Annotated in this window: 18 protein-coding genes; 5 read left to right on the top strand and 13 right to left on the bottom strand. The window is 57.8% G+C overall.

All coding sequences use genetic code 11. The features are described 5' to 3' along the window. Positions 1-43 precede the first annotated feature (43 nt). From ACR0D7_RS12555 to ACR0D7_RS12545, 3 genes are read right to left on the bottom strand one after another with little or no spacing between them, the layout of a single operon-like run. Positions 44-1,171 carry a hypothetical protein gene (locus ACR0D7_RS12555; protein WP_480679315.1) on the bottom strand — a complete coding sequence of 376 codons (1,128 nt, stop codon included), beginning with the start codon at positions 1,169-1,171 and terminating at the stop codon, positions 44-46. Further along, positions 1,171-1,665: a DUF4279 domain-containing protein gene (locus ACR0D7_RS12550; RefSeq protein ID WP_480679314.1), complete on the bottom strand. Its 495-nt coding sequence runs from the start codon at positions 1,663-1,665 to the stop codon at positions 1,171-1,173. Before ACR0D7_RS12550 ends, ACR0D7_RS12555 begins: the two co-directional genes overlap by 1 nt. A gap of 8 nt (positions 1,666-1,673) precedes the next feature. Continuing rightward, on the bottom strand, positions 1,674-2,753 hold the full coding sequence (locus ACR0D7_RS12545) for a hypothetical protein (protein ID WP_480679313.1): 1,080 nt from the start codon (positions 2,751-2,753) through the stop codon (positions 1,674-1,676). 271 nt (positions 2,754-3,024) lie between these two features. On the opposite strand from ACR0D7_RS12545, the gene ACR0D7_RS12540 reads away from it, so the two are divergent. Together ACR0D7_RS12540 and ACR0D7_RS12535 are read left to right on the top strand one after the other, a co-directional pair. Next, positions 3,025-4,500 carry an NAD-dependent succinate-semialdehyde dehydrogenase gene (locus ACR0D7_RS12540; protein ID WP_480679312.1) on the top strand — a complete coding sequence of 492 codons (1,476 nt, stop codon included), beginning with the start codon at positions 3,025-3,027 and terminating at the stop codon, positions 4,498-4,500. Positions 4,501-4,605: 105 nt separating this feature from the next. Continuing rightward, positions 4,606-5,388 carry a methyltransferase domain-containing protein gene (locus ACR0D7_RS12535; protein ID WP_480679311.1) on the top strand — a complete coding sequence of 261 codons (783 nt, stop codon included), beginning with the start codon at positions 4,606-4,608 and terminating at the stop codon, positions 5,386-5,388. Between the two features lie 103 nt (positions 5,389-5,491). On the opposite strand, the gene ACR0D7_RS12530 is transcribed toward ACR0D7_RS12535, so the two are convergent. From ACR0D7_RS12530 to ACR0D7_RS12505, 6 genes are all read right to left on the bottom strand, one after another. Further along, positions 5,492-5,959, bottom strand: a complete 468-nt coding sequence (locus tag ACR0D7_RS12530; protein WP_480679310.1) for an Hsp20 family protein — start codon at positions 5,957-5,959, stop codon at positions 5,492-5,494. Between the two features lie 122 nt (positions 5,960-6,081). Then, positions 6,082-6,897 carry a trypsin-like serine peptidase gene (locus tag ACR0D7_RS12525; protein WP_480679309.1) on the bottom strand — a complete coding sequence of 272 codons (816 nt, stop codon included), beginning with the start codon at positions 6,895-6,897 and terminating at the stop codon, positions 6,082-6,084. Beyond that, complete coding sequence (locus ACR0D7_RS12520; RefSeq protein WP_480679308.1) at positions 6,894-7,685, bottom strand: trypsin-like serine peptidase; 792 nt, start codon at positions 7,683-7,685, stop codon at positions 6,894-6,896. The genes ACR0D7_RS12525 and ACR0D7_RS12520 overlap by 4 nt, the downstream gene beginning before the upstream one ends. Positions 7,686-7,803: 118 nt before the next feature. Then, positions 7,804-9,126, bottom strand: a complete 1,323-nt coding sequence (glcF, locus tag ACR0D7_RS12515) for a glycolate oxidase subunit GlcF (RefSeq protein WP_480679307.1) — start codon at positions 9,124-9,126, stop codon at positions 7,804-7,806. Positions 9,127-9,130: 4 nt separating this feature from the next. Beyond that, positions 9,131-10,231: an FAD-binding protein gene (locus ACR0D7_RS12510; protein ID WP_480679306.1), complete on the bottom strand. Its 1,101-nt coding sequence runs from the start codon at positions 10,229-10,231 to the stop codon at positions 9,131-9,133. A gap of 25 nt (positions 10,232-10,256) precedes the next feature. Then, positions 10,257-11,705, bottom strand: a complete 1,449-nt coding sequence (locus ACR0D7_RS12505; RefSeq protein WP_480679305.1) for an FAD-linked oxidase C-terminal domain-containing protein — start codon at positions 11,703-11,705, stop codon at positions 10,257-10,259. An 81-nt stretch (positions 11,706-11,786) separates the two neighbouring features. Between ACR0D7_RS12505 and ACR0D7_RS12500 the strand changes: the two genes are divergently transcribed. Beyond that, positions 11,787-12,497 carry a DUF599 domain-containing protein gene (locus tag ACR0D7_RS12500; RefSeq protein WP_480679304.1) on the top strand — a complete coding sequence of 237 codons (711 nt, stop codon included), beginning with the start codon at positions 11,787-11,789 and terminating at the stop codon, positions 12,495-12,497. A 35-nt stretch (positions 12,498-12,532) separates the two neighbouring features. After that, on the top strand, positions 12,533-12,844 hold the full coding sequence (locus ACR0D7_RS12495) for a hypothetical protein (protein WP_480679386.1): 312 nt from the start codon (positions 12,533-12,535) through the stop codon (positions 12,842-12,844). A gap of 3 nt (positions 12,845-12,847) precedes the next feature. On the opposite strand, the gene ACR0D7_RS12490 is transcribed toward ACR0D7_RS12495, so the two are convergent. The 4 genes from ACR0D7_RS12490 to ACR0D7_RS12475 all read right to left on the bottom strand — a co-directional run bounded on the left by ACR0D7_RS12490 (position 12,848) and on the right by ACR0D7_RS12475 (position 15,727). Further along, positions 12,848-13,333 (bottom strand): flavodoxin family protein, encoded by a 486-nt coding sequence (locus ACR0D7_RS12490; RefSeq protein ID WP_480679303.1) that lies wholly within the window; start codon positions 13,331-13,333, stop codon positions 12,848-12,850. A gap of 1 nt (position 13,334) precedes the next feature. Then, entirely contained in the window at positions 13,335-13,805 is a 471-nt protein-coding gene (gene rlmH / locus ACR0D7_RS12485; RefSeq protein ID WP_480679302.1) for a 23S rRNA (pseudouridine(1915)-N(3))-methyltransferase RlmH, read from the bottom strand. A 53-nt stretch (positions 13,806-13,858) separates the two neighbouring features. After that, positions 13,859-14,209, bottom strand: coding sequence for a ribosome silencing factor (rsfS, locus tag ACR0D7_RS12480; protein ID WP_480679301.1), 351 nt, complete (start codon positions 14,207-14,209; stop codon positions 13,859-13,861). Between the two features lie 165 nt (positions 14,210-14,374). Next, positions 14,375-15,727, bottom strand: a complete 1,353-nt coding sequence (locus tag ACR0D7_RS12475; RefSeq protein WP_480679300.1) for a mechanosensitive ion channel family protein — start codon at positions 15,725-15,727, stop codon at positions 14,375-14,377. Between the two features lie 242 nt (positions 15,728-15,969). On the opposite strand from ACR0D7_RS12475, the gene leuC reads away from it, so the two are divergent. Beyond that, positions 15,970-17,373 (top strand): 3-isopropylmalate dehydratase large subunit, encoded by a 1,404-nt coding sequence (gene leuC / locus ACR0D7_RS12470; RefSeq protein ID WP_170386693.1) that lies wholly within the window; start codon positions 15,970-15,972, stop codon positions 17,371-17,373. Positions 17,374-17,386: the final 13 nt, after the last annotated feature.

Below are 17,386 nucleotides of genomic sequence, written 5' to 3'. Positions count from 1 at the left end.
CCTTGCTTCATCTTTTCAAAAATACTCTCGCCGAAGGCGAAATCTAATATCTCAACACCTGCCCAGTCGTGCTGACGACGAACTTGCGCACATCGGCAAAGCCCGGAGGATTGCGCTCAGCCAGCACCTGAAACGGTCGCTGGGGCAGGATGATTGAGCGTTGTGTCCGTGTCGCTCCGGTCTCGGCCCCCTGCCCGCCGAACGGGTCCAGTGCGAACACCTCGCGCTCTACGGTGGAAAACCAACCTGCGCGTTCCTTGATCACGTCCTCGCTCTCCAACTCTTCCATGGTCCAGGCCAGCGCCCAGTCCTGCCCTTCGGGCGCCTGCGCGTCTTCCAGTACTTGCCGCAAAGGACCGGATTGCTCGGTATAGGCCGAGGAATACATCGGGCCCACATGGATGCGGCGCAGGTGTTTGGGGTGCAGGTCGTCGAAATCCTGATCGAACCCCTTGGCAATCGTCACCAGTTTCAATCCACCCAGAGACTGCGCCATCAGATGCGCCTGTACTTCAGGCCAGCGGCGCTGGTCCTTGGGCAGGGCGGTCTTGCCGCTGTCCTCTAGCTGCATCAGGTAGATGACCGGCAGGTTGATCTGGCTGTCATAGACCGCCCAATGGACCATGAACCTGCGCCGCTCGCCTTCATTGCCAATCCAGTGGCATTCGGGGTCGTTACGCGCCCAGAACAGCTGACCTTTCAGCAGTTCCTCGTAATAGAGTCTTTGGGACAGCGCGAATTGCAGCTTGGTGGGGATCTCTTGGTCGCCAATGATCGTCCGCACCATGTCGGTTTTTAGATCGTCTTCCGAGGGCATATTCGCCAGATGCACCTGCGCCTGCTGCGCGTCATTGGCCATGGTCAGCAACTCAGCCGCCACCGGAAACCCGCTGTCGCGCTTGTCCATCGCAAGGCTGCCAAAGAACCGCCCCGTATCGCGCCCGACCAGCAGGTATTTCATGCTGAGCGCGCGGAAGGTGTAGAGCAGCCCCGAAAGGTAGCGCGACACGATCCGCACCTCTTGCTTGCTGATCGCGCCCTCAGCCTCCATCGTCGCGGCCACGCGCAGGAGGTGGACGGTGATCACCTCGAATTTGCGAAAATAACGGCGCGAGGCGAAGGTGTCGGTCAGGCCGACGTGGTCTTGGGTGGGGTCGTTAGAATCAATCATTACCTGTCTCTCGGGATAAGAGACCGTAGGTCCGCCAACTCGTCATGCGGATCAACATTGGAGTAGAAGTCATATTCCAAATTAACTCCAAGATCGGATATTTGCGCCAAGAGCTTTGGCGGCAGCACAAAGCCCGAACTCTGGACGGAGAAGGCTACGCATACAATAGATTGAATGCAGTGTTTCGGAAGCTCTTGCAGGCGCCCGATCACCGGTGCGACGATTTCAACAACGGCTTCAATATGGGCCTCTAAGGGTTCAGATTCAGGCAAACCGCTTTCAATTACCCATCTAGAAAAGCGTCGCGCCAACTCACGGTCGCCTCGAACAACTATTTCACCGGCATTCCAGTATCGACTTGGCTCCAGCGGGATACCACTGACGTAATTTGAAATCGGTTCGTCGGACGTCACCGCAAAGTAGGCATATTGTCGGTCCTGCGTTGAACTCAAAGCAAAATCCTGACACGTAAAGTTTTGTTTTTGTCCGCTCATCAGTGGGATTAACCACCATACAGATTCTTATCATGCTTCTCGACAATCGAGGCAAAGCGACGTGCAAAGCGTTCGTCCGCCTTGGCCTTTTTCTCCAGCACGTCGCGGGCAAAGACCATGTGGTCCTCATGCGCCTCAAGCATGTCGGCCATTTTCTGGTTGGTCGCGGTGCCGATGGCGGCCATCGCCGTCTGCGCCTCTTGGTCGGTCTGCACGCCGATCTCGTTGATACGGTGGGCCACGTCCTGTTGCTGTGCTGTTTTCAGCGATTTGGTCAGGGCGTCATACAGCACCACGCGCTGTTGTGTGTCTGTCTGCAGCTTGTTGATCAGCACCATCTGCGTCGCCGCCTGGTTCTGCAGTGAATCGACCCAGGTTTTGCCCTTTTCGATATAGCGCTCCAACGTCTGCGATTTGGCCAGCTTGACCTGCTCTTCCTGAACCTTGGCGTTATATTGCTTGTTCAGTTCGGCCAGCTCGGTCTCCAGCTGAGTGCGCGCGGCGGCGTCCTGTTCGACGCTGATCTTGTTTTCCAGCGTGATGATCGTCGGGTCCATCCCCTGAATCTCAGCCCGCAGCGCTTCCAGTTCGGCCACAGTGGCCTCACGGTCGTCCAGCGTGCCGGTCAGGTTTTCCTCGACCTTGACGCGCTGTTCTTCCAGCACGGATAGCTGACCCTCCAACAACTTCACGATGACGTCGGATTTGGCGATCAGGTCCTGCAACTTGTCGTCGATATTGGCAGTGCGCATACGCTCTTGCCGCATCGACTCGGATTTGCCTTTCGAGAAGATACCAACAAAGGTTTCCCATCCGGATTTCGAACGCATCTCGTCGAAATCCTTGGAAAACGCGCTGGTGACGTCGTCCAGACCCATGATCAGCTCGGCGATGTTGGCGTTCATCACCTCGGTATGGGCATGCACGTCCTCTAGCGTGGCATTTTCGATGTCAATATCCGCCTCGGCGGTGCCGATCTTGGCGCGCGCGGCGTCGATCCGCGACGTCAGGCTTTCAATTTGTGACTGGCTTTCGCGCACCTTGGTCTGAGTTTCTTCGATCAAGGCATCAAATTGATGGTTCGACATCTCTGCTATCCCCTTTTTTCTTTAATTACCCAATAAGATAGGGAATGTTATGATGATTTACATCCCCTTGGGTCCAATATTCCGCCAAACTTTGGCAAACTCAGCCCGAAAAAGATAGGCGCGAAATTTGCCCAATCCGGGAAGCGAAAATAATTCGCAAATTGGAGAATTTGATCAAATCTGGATTGATCCGACGGCCATTGTGGACATAGACATTCAAGACCCCACCTGATTGGGTGCGATGACTCAAATTCCTGCCGGAGGCTGACCCATGCTGGACGCGACAACTGATCTGAAATCCCTTTTGAAGAACCCCGATCTGCTAGTGACCAAGGCCTATATCGGCGGTCAGTGGGTGGATGGTGATAATGGCACCTTCGCGGTGACCAACCCCGCGCGCGGTGACGTGGTGGCCGAGGTGGCAGATGTCAGCCGTGCGCAGGTGGCCGGAGCGATCGCGCAAGCTGAGGCTGCACAAAAGGAATGGGCCAAATTGACTGGCAAGGAACGCGCAGCGATCCTGCGTCGCTGGTTCGACCTGATGATGGAAAATGCCGAGGATCTGGGCAAGATTCTAACCGCCGAACAAGGAAAACCCTTAGCCGAGGCGGTGGGTGAGGTCGCCTATGGCGCATCCTTCATCGAGTTCTTCGGCGAAGAGGCGAAACGTGTCTATGGTGAGACCATTCCGGGTCACCAGCGTGATAAACGGATTACGGTATTGAAACAGCCGATTGGTGTTGCGGCCTCAATCACCCCTTGGAATTTCCCCAATGCGATGATTACCCGTAAGGCTGCCCCAGCGCTGGCTGCGGGCTGCGCTTTCGTTGCACGTCCGGCCACCGAAACGCCCTTGTCTGCGCTTGTCCTAGCTATGCTGGCCGAGAAGGCTGGCGTGCCCGCAGGTGTATTCAACGTGGTACCATCCACACAGGCCAGCGAGACTGGCAAGGAATTCTGCGAAAACCCTGGCGTACGCAAGCTAACCTTTACCGGATCGACCGAAGTGGGGCGCATTCTGCTGCGTCAGGCTGCGGATCAGGTGATGAAGTGCTCGATGGAGCTGGGCGGCAACGCGCCGTTCATCGTGTTCGACGACGCCGATCTGGATGCAGCCGTCGAAGGTGCGATGCTGTGCAAGTTCCGCAACAACGGGCAGACCTGCGTCTGCGCCAACCGAATCTACGTGCAGGCAGGCGTATACGATGAATTCGCGGCCAAACTGAAAGCCGCCGTTGAAGCGCTGAGTGTCGGCGACGGCCTTTCCGAAGGCACCACCACCGGCCCGCTGATCAACGAAGATGCGGTGGCAAAGGTCAAAGAGCATATCAAGGACGTGACCGACAAGGGCGGCGCGGTTCTGACCGGAGGTCTGCCCCATGATCTGGGCGGTACCTTCTTCCAGCCGACCATCGTCACCGGCGTCACTCAGGACATGATGGTTGCGCAGGACGAAACCTTTGGTCCGCTGGCACCACTGTTCAAGTTCGAAGATGAGGATGACGTGATCGCCATGGCCAACGACACGATCTTTGGTCTGGCTTCATATTTCTATGCCAAGGACCTGAGCCGTGTCTACAAAGTGGCCGAAGCGCTGGAGTATGGCATCGTTGGCGTGAACACCGGCATCATCTCGACCGAGTTGGGCCCGTTTGGCGGCGTCAAACAATCCGGCCTGGGCCGCGAAGGCAGCCATCACGGCATGGAAGATTATTTGGAGATGAAATACGTCTGTATGTCGGTCTGATCACATCTAGCGGCTCCGTCTATTCGGACCGGGGCCGAAGATTTTCGAATTATCTACAAACTGTCGTAAGGTAGGCCTCGCAGAAATCATGTGACGGGGGCCGAAGTGCTTGAATTCGATAGTAACGTTACCCGAATACTCGACACCGCGTATCTGGGTGCCGACATCACACGTAGGCGCCGGGCTTCCTTCGATGCCCTGAATCCGGTGCCCCGAGACGTCATTCTGGATGTCGGGTGTGGGAATGGTCTGCTGACCGCAGAACTGGCCCGTGCTGTCGGACCAGAAGGACGTATCATCGGCGTCGATCAAAGCCGGAATATGCTGGAGCTTGGTGCTGAACGGTGCGCCGAATACCAGTGGGTCGAACTTCTGGATGGGTCCGCTGACAATCTGCCGGTTCCAGATGCCATTGCCGACAAGGCAGTATCGGTTCAGGTATTCGAATACATCAAAGACGTCATACCCGCGATTTCAGAAATGTTGCGCTGTCTGAAACCGGGGGGCCGACTGGTCATCAGCGACCTGCATTTCGGGACTCTGGTGTGGTTCAGCGAAAACACAACCAGAATGGCGAATATGTTGCAGGCATGGGAAGGCCATTTTGCAAGCGGCAATCTGCCCGAACGATTGCCGGGCGTGATACGATCCATAGGGCATCCGGTCGAAGATGTGGCAACTATCACCCTGACGGATCACGTACTTAAACCCGATGGGCTTGCGATCACGATGATGCATTTGATGAAGCAATTCGCAATCGCAAACAACCTGATCGCGCCGGAGATCGTAGAAGCATGGTTTGATGAACAACACGCACTGGCCAATTCGGGAAAGTTCTTCTTTTCGATCACCCAATTTGTCATCGTTGCGCAAAAGGCTCCATCTTAACGAGTTCCGGACCCAAAAAAACAACGCCCCGCGCCTGGAGGTGCGCGGGGCGTGCAGTCTGCGACAGTCCAGAGAGGCGGGACTATCGCCGTGTGTTTTGGCCTCAGTTCACGGCTTTGGCGTCAACCACATCCTTTTCGATGGCCTTGGCCGAAGAAATCTCGATCCGGCGCGGTTTCAAGGCCTCGGGCACCTCGCGCTTAAGGTCGATGTTCAGCATGCCGTTTTCATGGCTCGCGCCAGTGACGCGCACGTGGTCGGCCAGTGCAAAGCGGCGCTCGAACGCGCGGGTGGCGATGCCACGGTGCAGGTAGCTGCGCTCTTTGTCCTCGGCGGCTTTTTTACCGGCAACGATCAGCGCGTTTTCCTTCACTTCGACCGACAGGTCTTCTTCCGAAAAACCAGCGACAGCAACCGAGATGCGATAGGCGTCAACGTCAGTTTTTTCGATGTTGTAAGGCGGATAGCTGGGCTGAGCCACGTCATTGGTCAAAACGCGGTCCATCATGTCTGCGATCTGGTCGAAACCAATGGTGGCGCGGTGCAGCGGTGCAAAATCAAATGTACGCATGTGTCATATCCTCATGTCTGAGCGATCTGTGTTTTGCCCTCCATTTGGACGGGCGGTTCAGTGTGCCGGACCCCGTATTTGGCGACCCGGTAAAGTTCACATGGGGAGCATTTTGATCGAGTTCAAGACCCGCCTGAGGAGATGAATTTCGCGCCAGAACTGGATTTGTCAGTTCCCACCTGCAATCGGCGAATTGACGCTTGCGGCTTGGGCGCATCACGGCGCAGATCAGCCTTTAATTCCTCAATGATACCAGTCAGTTCCATGCCAAAACCGATTTTCCGGCGCCCATCGCTTCCAACCGCGGATACCACCGACAAGATTTGCCAACGCGGGCCGTTTCGAGCCAACAGGGCCGAGCCTGATGACCCAAAGGTAATGTCGCAGTTAAAGGTAATCAGCCCCTGGCGCCGTTGCAGAATACGGCAGGAACGTTCCCGCGTAATCGCCTCGGACCGACCACGCCCGTAAGAGGCAATACTGACCTCATTTCCGGCCACACGTCCGCTGTGAAGGGCAAATGGATCGGCTACGGAATGGGGAATAGGCTGCTCAAGTCGCATCAAAGCCACGTCTGCCCGGACGAAAGCAGCCGACAGGTGCGGGTGGTTGCCATAATCCGAATGCACCGCGATTTGAACAACACTACGGTCAGCCAAAGCCTTACCGTTGCTCAAACCTGCCCGGAAAGTCACTTTACCGGGCGCGAATGGCTTACCCGTTCTCTTGTCTACCGCGCAGTGAGCTGCGGTCAAAACCAGATCCCGGGCAATCAAAGTGCCGGTACAAAAACCCTGGTCGCCTATATCCAGCCGACCGATAGCCTCCCAGCCATAGAGGTCCTCGCGGTCCGTCAATTTGCGCTTGGCGCTTTGGGCATGCGACGTGGTCGACAGAAACAAAAGGCACAAAAGGATGCCCAGAAAGTACCGCGTCATGGCTTGATGAACCTCGCGCCGATGTTTCTGTTGGTCGCACCGCTGGACGGTGCTGCACGGAACCCGCGTCCAGCAGACAATTCTGCGTGCAACAGCTGCAACGACCCTTCAACCGGGGTGCCAACGGCGACGCGCTGTCCGTTAAACTCAGCCTTGGCTGCCACCACAGACACGATGCGCGGGCGGTCTTCGGCGAAAGAAAAGACCGGCGCACCGGATGAGCCGAACTCGACATCGCAAGACATCACCATAACCTCGGACCTACGGGTCATGACCGAGCAGACCTCTTGCAGCGAAGGTGCCTCAGCCCGGTCTTGCGCGTATGACACCACACCAACCTCTTCGCCCCGATGCGGTCGATTGCCTGTGTCAAAAGGAATGATGGCGGTGTTGCGAATGGGTTGCCACAGTTCGATCAAGGCAATGTCATTGCGCAACCGCGCGGCAGAGGTTTCGTGTTCATAGCGATAGTTCGGGTGAATGACGGCCTGACGTGCAGCCCGATAGGCTGACGCACGGCCCAGGCGCCACGCCGCAAGAAACTCGACCTCAGACAGATCAATCCTCTGTCCGGTCGCCTTGTCAAACAGACAGTGTGCAGCGGTCAGGACCAAAGTCGGCGAAATCAGCGTACCGGTACAAAACCCGGCCCCGTTGATGTCCAGACGGCCCACAGCCATCCAGGCGCGCCCGGCATCCGTAGTGTCCAGACTTTTCAGCCCGGTATCCTGCGCCATCGCGGCCATCGGCATGAGAGCCAACGCTAAAGCCCTGATCCAGTTTCGCAAACGGTTCTCCGACGTTGCTTTTGATCTACATTCCTACGGGCTTGGTTGGGCGAAAATAGGGCGGCTGCTCTGAATGCTGTTTCGGTTGGCTAGTGATGCACCACTGCATCAGCGGCGGCTACTTCAGTATCGGCACGTCAGACCCAAACGAATGCCCCGACTGCATTGCGCGGGGTTTGGGCCCGCCGGTGGCCCAGTCCAACAGCTCAACCGTATGCAGGACAGGAATGTCAGTTCCCGATCCGATCTGCATCATACACCCGATATTACCCGCAGCGATCACATCGGGGTTTTTCGCCTCAATCGTTTTGACTTTGCGGCGTTTCAGTTGGTTCGAAATTTCAGGCTGCATCAGGTTATACGTGCCCGCGCTGCCACAGCACAAATGGCTGTCAGCAGGCTCTAACACAGTAAAACCGGCCTTCTTCAACAGGTCCTTGGGGTGGGTTTTGATCTTTTGTCCATGCTGCAGGGAACAGGCCGCGTGATAAGCAACGGTCAAGCCCATGTCGGCGCACTTGGGCAGTTCGAGTTTCATCAACAGCTCACTTACATCCATCGCAATATCTGACACCCGCACCGCGTCTTCGGCGATCGGATCGTTCCGGAACATGTGTCCGTAGTCTTTAACGGTGGTACCGCACCCCGAAGTGTTGATGACAACAGCATCAAGTCCACCACGTTTCATTTCCGAAATCCAGGTTCTGATATTGGCTTTTGCGGCCTTATCACTGTCCTGCGCTTTTCCCATGTGGTGGGTCAGCGCGCCGCAGCACCCAGCCCCCTCCGCGATCACGACCTCACATCCTAAGCGGGTCAGCAGGCGGATCGTCGCGTCGTTGATGTCGGTGTTCAGCGCCTTTTGCGCACATCCCGTCATCAGCGCCACCCGCTTGGTACGCGGTCCCTTGGGTGCAAAACTCTGCGGGTCATCATTGCGACTGACCGGAGGGATGTGTTTCGGCGCCATGTCCAGCATCGCCCGCAGGCGTGCATCAGGCATCAAAAAACGGAACGGGCGCCCCAGCTTGGCGCCTAATAGCGCCCAGCGGAACCTCATCGGATAAGGCAGGATCTGCGCCAACACCCAGCGCAGCACGCGATCCGTGAAAGGGCGCTTGTACTTGGCCTCGATGTATTCCCGCGCGTGGTCGACAAGATGCATGTAATGCACGCCCGAGGGGCAGGTCGTCATGCAGGCCAGACACGACAAACAGCGGTCAATATGCTTGACCGTTTTCGCATCTGGAACCCGTTCATTCTCCAGCATGTCCTTGATCAGATAGATACGGCCACGCGGGCTGTCCAACTCGTCCCCCAGCACTTGATAAGTCGGGCAAGTCGCGGTGCAAAACCCGCAATGGACACAACTGCGCAGGATGTCATTCGAACGCTTGATTGCCGGATCCTGCAGTTGTTCTTCAGTGAATGTCGTTTGCATCGACCTATCCCATCAGCCCCGGATTGAAGATCCCGCGCGGGTCAAAACGCTGTTGAATTCCTTTTGTTAGAGCCTGAACTCTGGCCATCTCAGGCTGAAAGCGACCCAGAGCTTCAGTGGTCTGCACATCAGCCCGCACCAGCGTCGCGTGACCGTCAAACATCCCCAATCGGGCGCGCAGATCGGTGCCGCTGGGAACCCGCACCCAGATCAGGCCTCCGCCCCAATCGAACAAAAGCTGGTCTGCCTGCAACCGCGCGGCGATCGCAGGTGCATCGCTTGGTTTGACCGATACCCGCCAGACATCGCCATCAGTGCCACGAAACGGGCCAACATCGCGCAGTGCCTGCCACAGGCTGGATGGGTTAGGGGCGTCGGTAATCTCTCCAAATCCTGCCAGCGCTGATTTCAACTGTTTGGTTCGATAAGCCACCGATTTCGAAAACCCTTCGACCCGCACATAGGCACAACCGTCCTGCGGGTTGTATGCGGCTCCGCTGACCTCGTACGGAGAGCCCAGCGCCGCAGACATGGCCTGAACCGCTGTCTCGATATCCGCCAACTGAATAGCCAAAGTCGACATCGCCTCGGGCTTGGGCAGCACCTTCAGCGACACTTCGGTCAGAACCCCAAGCGTGCCCCAAGATCCGGCCATCAGCTTGACCAGATCGTAGCCGGTGACGTTCTTCATCACCCGACCGCCATTCTTGATAACCTGCCCCATGCCATCGACATAGCGGACGCCCAGCAGGAAATCTCGGCAGGCCCCGGCCTGAATACGGCGCGGGCCCGAAATGTTGGCGGCCACTACACCGCCAATGGTCGGCGTCCCATTGGTGCCCAGCAGCCCCCGGTAATCCATCGGTTCAAACGCCAGTTGTTGCCCTTCGGCCTCCAAAGCAGCCTCAATCTCGGCCACAGGTGTGCCCGCTTGCGCCACGAGGGTCAGCGCGCCGGGCTCATAGAGGGAAATCCCGCTCAGCCCTGAGGTCTCAAGCACCACCTCCGGCCCATCCACTCCGCGTGTACCGCCACCGGCAATCCGCACCGGTTCCGTCAGCCCCGCCACCATCTCGGCCAGTTCGGCCTCTGTCTCAGGTTTCATCGTCATTCTTCTTTGTTAGAGCCTGCTATTCCGCAGCAACCCGCACTTCCCGACGGGGTTCGGATACATCAAGAGGGAAAACTTTGGCAGGGTTCAGCAACCAGTTCGGATCAAACACATCCTTGACGGCCATCTGCGCCTCAAGGTCCGCGGGCGCGTATTGATGGGACATCAGGTCCCGCTTTTCGATACCCACCCCATGCTCGCCGGTCAGGCAGCCACCCACATCCACGCAGAGCTTCAGAATATCAGCACCAAACGCCTCGCACTTCTCAAGATCGCCGGGTTTGTTGGCATCGAACAGGATCAACGGATGCATGTTGCCGTCGCCTGCGTGGAATACGTTTCCGACAGGCAGGCCATATTCTTCACTCAACTCTCCGATCCGGCGCAGGACTTCGGGAAGCGAAGACACAGGGATCGTTCCGTCCAAACACATATAGTCGTTCATCTGCCCCATCGCGCCAAAGGCTGATTTCCGACCTAACCAGATTTTCGCGCTTTCCTCGGCGGACTGGCTTTCGCGCAGTTCAACCGGATTATGACGCGTGGCAATTTCTATGATCTTCGACAGTTGATCGTCGATTTCAGCCTCCGAGCCTTCGACCTCGACAATCAACAACGCGTGGCAATCCGGATATCCCGCATGGGCAAAGTTCTCGCAGGCCTTGATGCAGAGCGTGTCCATGAACTCGATCGCCACCGGCAGGATGCCCGACTTGATGATGTCGGACACACATTGTCCCGCGACCTCGTTGTCATCGAAACCCATCAGAACGGGCCGCGCCCCTTCGGGCTTGCGCAGAATGCGAAGAGTGGCTTCGGTTACCACGCCCAGCTGCCCTTCGGACCCGCAGATGACACCCAGCAGGTCCAGACCACCCGCATCCAAATGCGCGCCACCAATCTCGACGACGCTGCCATCCATCAGGACCATCTTGACGCCTAGCAGGTTGTTCGTGGTCACACCGTATTTCAGACAGTGGGCCCCGCCCGAGTTCATGGCGATATTGCCCGCAATCGCACAGGCCAGTTGCGAGGACGGGTCGGGGGCGTAGAAGAATTCTTCTTCCTCGACCGCACCGGTGACACTTAGATTGGTACGGCCGGTCTGCACGCGGATGAAGCGGTTGTCATAGTCGGTCTCCAGCACCTCGTTCATCCGAGCGATTCCCAGAATGACGCAATCCGCAGTCGGCAGCGCCCCGCCCGCCAGCGACGTGCCAGACCCGCGCGGAACCACAGGCACGCCTTCTTCATGGCAGATACGCAGCACGTCCGAGACCTGCTGTGTGCTGGACGGCAGGACCGCCAGCATCGGAGGGCAGCGATAGGCCGTTAGTGCGTCGCATTCATAGGCGCGCGTCTCGGCCGGGTCATGAATCACTGCATCTTCCGACAAGACCTGCAACAACCGGCGCAAAACTTCAGCTTTGCGGCGAAGGATGTCAGGGTTTGGTGTTGGCATGTCCATGGCGAGCCCCCCGTTTGGTAAATTATTATTACCAATTTCTCTGTCTGGCAAGTTCTCTCATCCACACGTAGTGTCACGACCATGACCTGGATCGAACGCGCCCTAGTGTTTTCACCGCTCGACTATGCCGCCATTCTGCTGCTGTTCTTTGCCTGGCAGGGGATCGGGTGGCGGATCGACAACCCCTCGCCTAACCGGAAATCCGTTACGATGATGATGGATGATTTCCGTCGCGACTGGATGCGCGAGATGGTGACGCGTCAACCGCGCATGTTCGACGCGCAAATGGTGGCCAGCATGCGGCAGGGCAGCACGTTTTTCGCCTCGACCACAATGATTGCCATTGGCGGCGGGCTGGCTTTGCTGGGTAATACTGAACGTCTGGCCGGGGTGGCGCAGGATCTGGCCATCGGCAGCGCCCCGGCGCTGGTCTGGGAGATTAAGATTCTGGTCGTGCTGGCATTTCTGTCCAATGCGTTTTTGAAATATGTTTGGGCGCATCGCCTGTTCGGCTATTGCGGGGTGCTGATGGCTGCCGTGCCAAACGACCATGACGACCCGCAAGCCTATCCCCGTGCTGCGCAAGCGGCCGAGATCTGTGTCACAGCAGCACGCAGTTTCAATCGCGCCTTACGCGCGACCTATTTCGCATTGGCCTCGGTCACGTGGATTCTAGGGCCTGTCGCACTTATCATCGGCACCCTCGTCACTTTTGGCGTACTGTATCGGCGGGAATTTGCGTCTCACTCACGTTCGGTGTTGCTGACCCTGCCACCCAACACAGAGTCGTGATGACGATGCCCCGCTTCGCCGCCTATGGTCTCTTTATGCGATATCTGATTCTCGGCACCCTGTTAGCCAGCCCCGCTTTTGCCGATCCCGCAGTGATCGAAAATGTCTCTACCCGTCAGAGCGGCGATACATGGCGATTTGATGTGACGATCCGGCACCCTGATACTGGCTGGGATCATTATGCCGATGGTTGGCGCGTGCTGCATCATCCGCATGAAAATGAGCAACCGTTCACCCGTTCGCTAAGTGGCGTTGTGGTCCCCGAGGGCCTCGCGCAGGTTCAAATTCAGGCGCGCTGCAATGTTGATGGCTGGAACGAAGCCACCACGGTTATTGACCTGAACTGAAGCTCAGAACACCCCGAGGCTCAGACCCGCGGCCATCGCAACACCAATCTCGCGGCATTGCTCAAGCTGCTCCTCGGGAATGGTCTTTTTAGCCAGAATCGCTTCGGGTGTCTGGGCATGGGTGCAGATAATCAGAGGCGGCTGGACCTCTTTCAATCGCCAGCCAGTGGCAATCCGCGCGGTTTGGCGGGCGGCGTTTTCTCCGTCTGACCCGGCACAGACCATCTGCGCATAGGGACGTCCTTCGATCTTACCCAAGACAGGGTAATAGCAACGATCGAAAAACTCTTTCATCAGACCCGAAATCGCGGCCAGATTCTCAGGCGCGCAGAAGAGATAGCCATCGGCGGCCAACAGATCCTCGGGCGTGGTCTGATCTGCGGTTTTTAGAACCGTTTCCGCCTCATCCCGTGCTCCTGCAGCTGCAGCCTCGGCCATTTGCCGAGAACCGCCGGTGCGCGAGTGGAAAACGATCAAAAGCTGCGCCATGTCAGACCCGGTGATAAGGACCGCCCGACAGGATGGTGGCAGCCCGATAAAGTTGCTCGGCCAGCATCACACGGACCAGCATATGGGGCCAGACCATCGACCCGAATGAGATGGAAAAATCGGCCTCGGCACGCAGCCTAGGGTCTATTCCGTCCGCGCCGCCGATGATCAGCGCCAAATCCTGCCGCCCGGCGTCGCGCCAGCCCCCTAGCTTTTTCGCGAAATCCGGCGACGACATGACCCGCCCGCGCTCATCCAGCGTGCAGATCATCGCACCTTTGGGCAACGCCTTGCGCAGCAACGCGGCCTCGGCCCCCATGCCCGCGTTTTTCTTGTCTTCGACCTCGATCACATTTGCAGGACCAAGGCCCAGCGCACGGCCGGTCCGGTCAAATCGGGTCAGGTAATCATCAAGCAGGGTCTTCTCCGGTCCGGCACGCAATCGCCCGACCGCACAAATGCTTATACGCATATTTCTCTCGCCTCCGACCTGTTAATGCAGGCCGGGATGGCGCCTCAGTTCGCCTAGGCGCTGCCGCCCTGGGGCAGCCACATCTTTTCCAGCTGGTAGAATTCACGCACTTCGGGGCGGAAGATATGGACGATCACGTCGCCCGTATCGATCAACACCCAGTCGCCGGCATCCTTGCCTTCGACCTTCGAGGTGAAACCGAATTCCTGCTTGATGCGATCCGTCAGCTTTTCCGCCATGGCCGAGACCTGACGGGTCGACCGACCCGAGGCAATCACCATGTGATCCGCAACCGAGGATTTGCCTTGCAGGTTGATCTGCACGACATCTTCGGCCTTGTCATCGGAAAGTGAGGAAAGGATGCGTTCAAGCAGCTTGTCGCTGATTGACTGAGAGTGAGCCATTACACTGGCCCGATCATCGGCGGGCAAACCCGCCTGGGTATGTAGAGACAGAACATAGTCCTCCTTTGCTGCGCGCCGCCAGAACCCCGGCGCCGGGGTATTATTAAGGTAGCAAGGGGATTGCAACAATTCAATGAACAGGCGGTTTCTGGCGGTGACGCAGGCTCACTCTTTGGCGAGTTGTTGCGCGTCTGCTTCGTCGGGCAGTATGCGCACCTCGCGCTGCGGGAAGGGCAACGAGATATCTTCTTCCTGAAACGCGTCCCACAAAGCCAGATAGACATTGCCCCGGATATTGGTCAGCCCCTTGGTCGGATCACTGATCCAGAACCGCAAAACGTAGTCAACACTACTGTCGCCAAAACCGATAATATGACAGACCGGCTCATGTGAGCCTCCGCTCAGCACCCGAGCCACCGTCTTTACGGATCTGACTGCAGTGGCGCGTACCTTGTGGGGGTCATCGCCGTAGCTGGTGCCGAAATTCAGATCAAGCCGAACAAATTTGTCTGAATGCGACCAGTTCACCACCTGGTTGGTGATCAGATCCTCGTTTGGGATCAGATATTCCCTCCCATCCCGCGTGACGACCGAAACATAGCGCGCGCCCAGCGCATTGATCCAACCGAACGTATCACCCAACGAGATCACATCGCCCGGCTTGATCGAACGATCCATCAGAATGATGATCCCTGATATCAGGTTCGATACCACCTTTTGCAGGCCAAACCCGATACCCACACCAATCGCACCAGACAACAGCGCGATACCGGTCAGGTCAAAGCCCAGCGTGCGGATCGCCGCCATGAACACCGCGCCGTAAAGCAGCACCTGAATGCCCTTGGCCAGCAGTACCTGCATCGATGGGGTGATATCGTCATTGTTCTGCAACCCCCGTTCGGCCGCACGGGTGCCGATGCGGGCCAATGTCAGCAAAACACCGATCAGCAAAACCGCCTTGATGATACCCAGCGCCGAGATGTGCAGATCACCTATGGAAATCGCCACCCCGTCCAGAAAACCGGCCACGTCGTCGGTCAGATTCAAGGCAACCAGTGTTGCGTAGATCCACATGACCCACTTGAATATCTTCCGCAGCGTCCGGTTACGCACCAGCCTCGCAACCAACGCAATAGCCAGCCACGCCAGCGCCAGAGTCGCAACCACGCCGATTATGTAGCTGCGTGAAGGCCATGTGATCTGCTGCATCAACAGATACAGTGCCCATGAGATCACCACGAAATAGACCAGCGTCAGTCGCTGCATCAGCTGCACCAGAACGCGCAGCCGCCACTTGGGCCAGCCGGTGCGCGCCCGGGCCCAGGCCTCCCATCGTCCTTGGGTCACCAGATTCAGAACATAGGCCACTGCCCACAGAACCAGAATGATGACAAGCTGGTGTTGTCGCCATCCCGGCGTCACGATCAGCTCGACAAGTTCTGCAAATTGCTCGGAAAAGCTCGCGACCATATTGTCGTAGAGGTCCGACAGCGAGCTGGGGATCAGGTCTTTATTCATATCGCCAACTTGAACACCTGCGTAGGGCGATGCAACCCTGCCGCGGTTTTGAACCTTGATTGACGGCAATGCCCGATATATCTGGTGCGCATGAGACTCACATTGGCCCCTGCACCAACATTGCAAGACCGCACGCGCCTGCGTGAACGGTTCTTTGGGGCCGCCCGCACGGTTCTGGCCCGCCTATAAGGCGCGCCCAGCCACTCGTCAGCTATTTCTCATTTAAATACGGGAGAGGACCAATGTCCCCCAAAACACTCTATGACAAGATCTGGGATGCCCATGTCGCGCATGAAGCCGACGATGGCACCTGCCTGCTGTATATCGACCGCCACCTGGTGCACGAAGTAACCAGCCCGCAGGCGTTCGAAGGCCTGCGCATGGCGGGCCGCAAGGTGCGCGCGCCGGAAAAGACCATCGCCGTGCCGGACCACAACGTGCCGACCACGCCGGATCGTGTGAACGGGATCGAAAACCCGGAATCGCGCATTCAGGTCGAAGCGCTGGACAAGAACGCCAAGGATTTCGGCATTCACTATTACCCGGTGAATGACGTCCGTCAGGGCATCGTGCACATCGTTGGCCCGGAACAGGGCTGGACCCTGCCCGGCATGACCGTTGTCTGCGGCGACAGCCACACCGCGACCCACGGCGCGTTTGGTGCGCTGGCCCATGGCATCGGTACGTCTGAGGTTGAACATGTTCTGGCCACCCAGACGCTGATCCAGAAGAAGTCCAAGAACATGAAGGTCGAGATCACCGGTAAATTGCAGCCGGGCGTGACCGCCAAGGATATCACTCTGGCCGTGATCGGTGAAACTGGGACCGCCGGCGGCACCGGCTATGTCATCGAATATTGCGGCGAAGCGATCCGCGATCTGTCGATGGAAGGTCGCATGACCGTCTGCAACATGGCCATCGAAGGCGGCGCCCGCGCCGGTCTGATCGCACCGGATGAGACCACCTTTGAATATGTCAAAGGCCGCCCGCACGCGCCCAAAGGTGCCCAATGGGAAGCCGCAATGGACTGGTGGAAAACACTCTACACCGACGAAGGCGCGCATTACGACAAGGTCATTACCCTGCGTGGTGAAGACATCGCGCCGGTCGTGACCTGGGGCACCAGCCCCGAGGACGTGCTGCCGATCACTGCCTCCGTACCGCATCCCGAGGATTTCGAAGGCGGCAAGGTCGACGCGGCCCGCCGTTCGATCGAATACATGGGTCTGGAAGCCGGTCAAAAGCTGAGCGATGTGGAAATCGACACTGTCTTTATCGGTTCGTGCACCAACGGCCGTATCGAAGACCTGCGTGCCGCGGCCGAGATCCTGAAAGGTAAGAAGATCAAGGACGGGATGCGCGCCATGGTCGTGCCGGGCTCGGGTCTTGTTCGCGCTCAGGCCGAAGAAGAAGGTCTGGCCGACATCTTCAAAGAGGCCGGGTTCGAATGGCGTCTGGCCGGATGTTCGATGTGCCTGGCGATGAACCCCGACCAGTTGCAGCCGGGCGAGCGCTGTGCCGCGACCTCGAACCGCAACTTCGAAGGCCGTCAGGGTCGCGGTGGGCGGACCCACCTTCTCAGCCCCGCCATGGCTGCCGCAGCGGCACTCACAGGACGGCTGACAGACGTTCGTGAATTGATGTAAGGTGCCCTCATAT

The organism is Ruegeria sp. BB7, assembly GCF_056539365.1.
Note: the sequence above shows the minus strand (reverse complement) of the source record. Positions and strands in the feature narration are given on the sequence as shown.

Coding starts and splice junctions, on each gene's coding strand:
- ACR0D7_RS12555 (WP_480679315.1), bottom strand. CDS start 1,171: ATGATTGATTCTAACGACCCCACCCAAGACCACGTCGGCCTGACCGAC.
- ACR0D7_RS12550 (WP_480679314.1), bottom strand. CDS start 1,665: ATGAGCGGACAAAAACAAAACTTTACGTGTCAGGATTTTGCTTTGAGT.
- ACR0D7_RS12545 (WP_480679313.1), bottom strand. CDS start 2,753: ATGTCGAACCATCAATTTGATGCCTTGATCGAAGAAACTCAGACCAAG.
- ACR0D7_RS12540 (WP_480679312.1), top strand. CDS start 3,025: ATGCTGGACGCGACAACTGATCTGAAATCCCTTTTGAAGAACCCCGAT.
- ACR0D7_RS12530 (WP_480679310.1), bottom strand. CDS start 5,959: ATGCGTACATTTGATTTTGCACCGCTGCACCGCGCCACCATTGGTTTC.
- ACR0D7_RS12525 (WP_480679309.1), bottom strand. CDS start 6,897: ATGACGCGGTACTTTCTGGGCATCCTTTTGTGCCTTTTGTTTCTGTCG.
- glcF (WP_480679307.1), bottom strand. CDS start 9,126: ATGCAAACGACATTCACTGAAGAACAACTGCAGGATCCGGCAATCAAG.
- ACR0D7_RS12510 (WP_480679306.1), bottom strand. CDS start 10,231: ATGAAACCTGAGACAGAGGCCGAACTGGCCGAGATGGTGGCGGGGCTG.
- ACR0D7_RS12505 (WP_480679305.1), bottom strand. CDS start 11,705: ATGGACATGCCAACACCAAACCCTGACATCCTTCGCCGCAAAGCTGAA.
- ACR0D7_RS12500 (WP_480679304.1), top strand. CDS start 11,787: ATGACCTGGATCGAACGCGCCCTAGTGTTTTCACCGCTCGACTATGCC.
- ACR0D7_RS12495 (WP_480679386.1), top strand. CDS start 12,533: ATGCGATATCTGATTCTCGGCACCCTGTTAGCCAGCCCCGCTTTTGCC.
- ACR0D7_RS12490 (WP_480679303.1), bottom strand. CDS start 13,333: ATGGCGCAGCTTTTGATCGTTTTCCACTCGCGCACCGGCGGTTCTCGG.
- rlmH (WP_480679302.1), bottom strand. CDS start 13,805: ATGCGTATAAGCATTTGTGCGGTCGGGCGATTGCGTGCCGGACCGGAG.
- rsfS (WP_480679301.1), bottom strand. CDS start 14,209: ATGGCTCACTCTCAGTCAATCAGCGACAAGCTGCTTGAACGCATCCTT.
- ACR0D7_RS12475 (WP_480679300.1), bottom strand. CDS start 15,727: ATGAATAAAGACCTGATCCCCAGCTCGCTGTCGGACCTCTACGACAAT.
- leuC (WP_170386693.1), top strand. CDS start 15,970: ATGTCCCCCAAAACACTCTATGACAAGATCTGGGATGCCCATGTCGCG.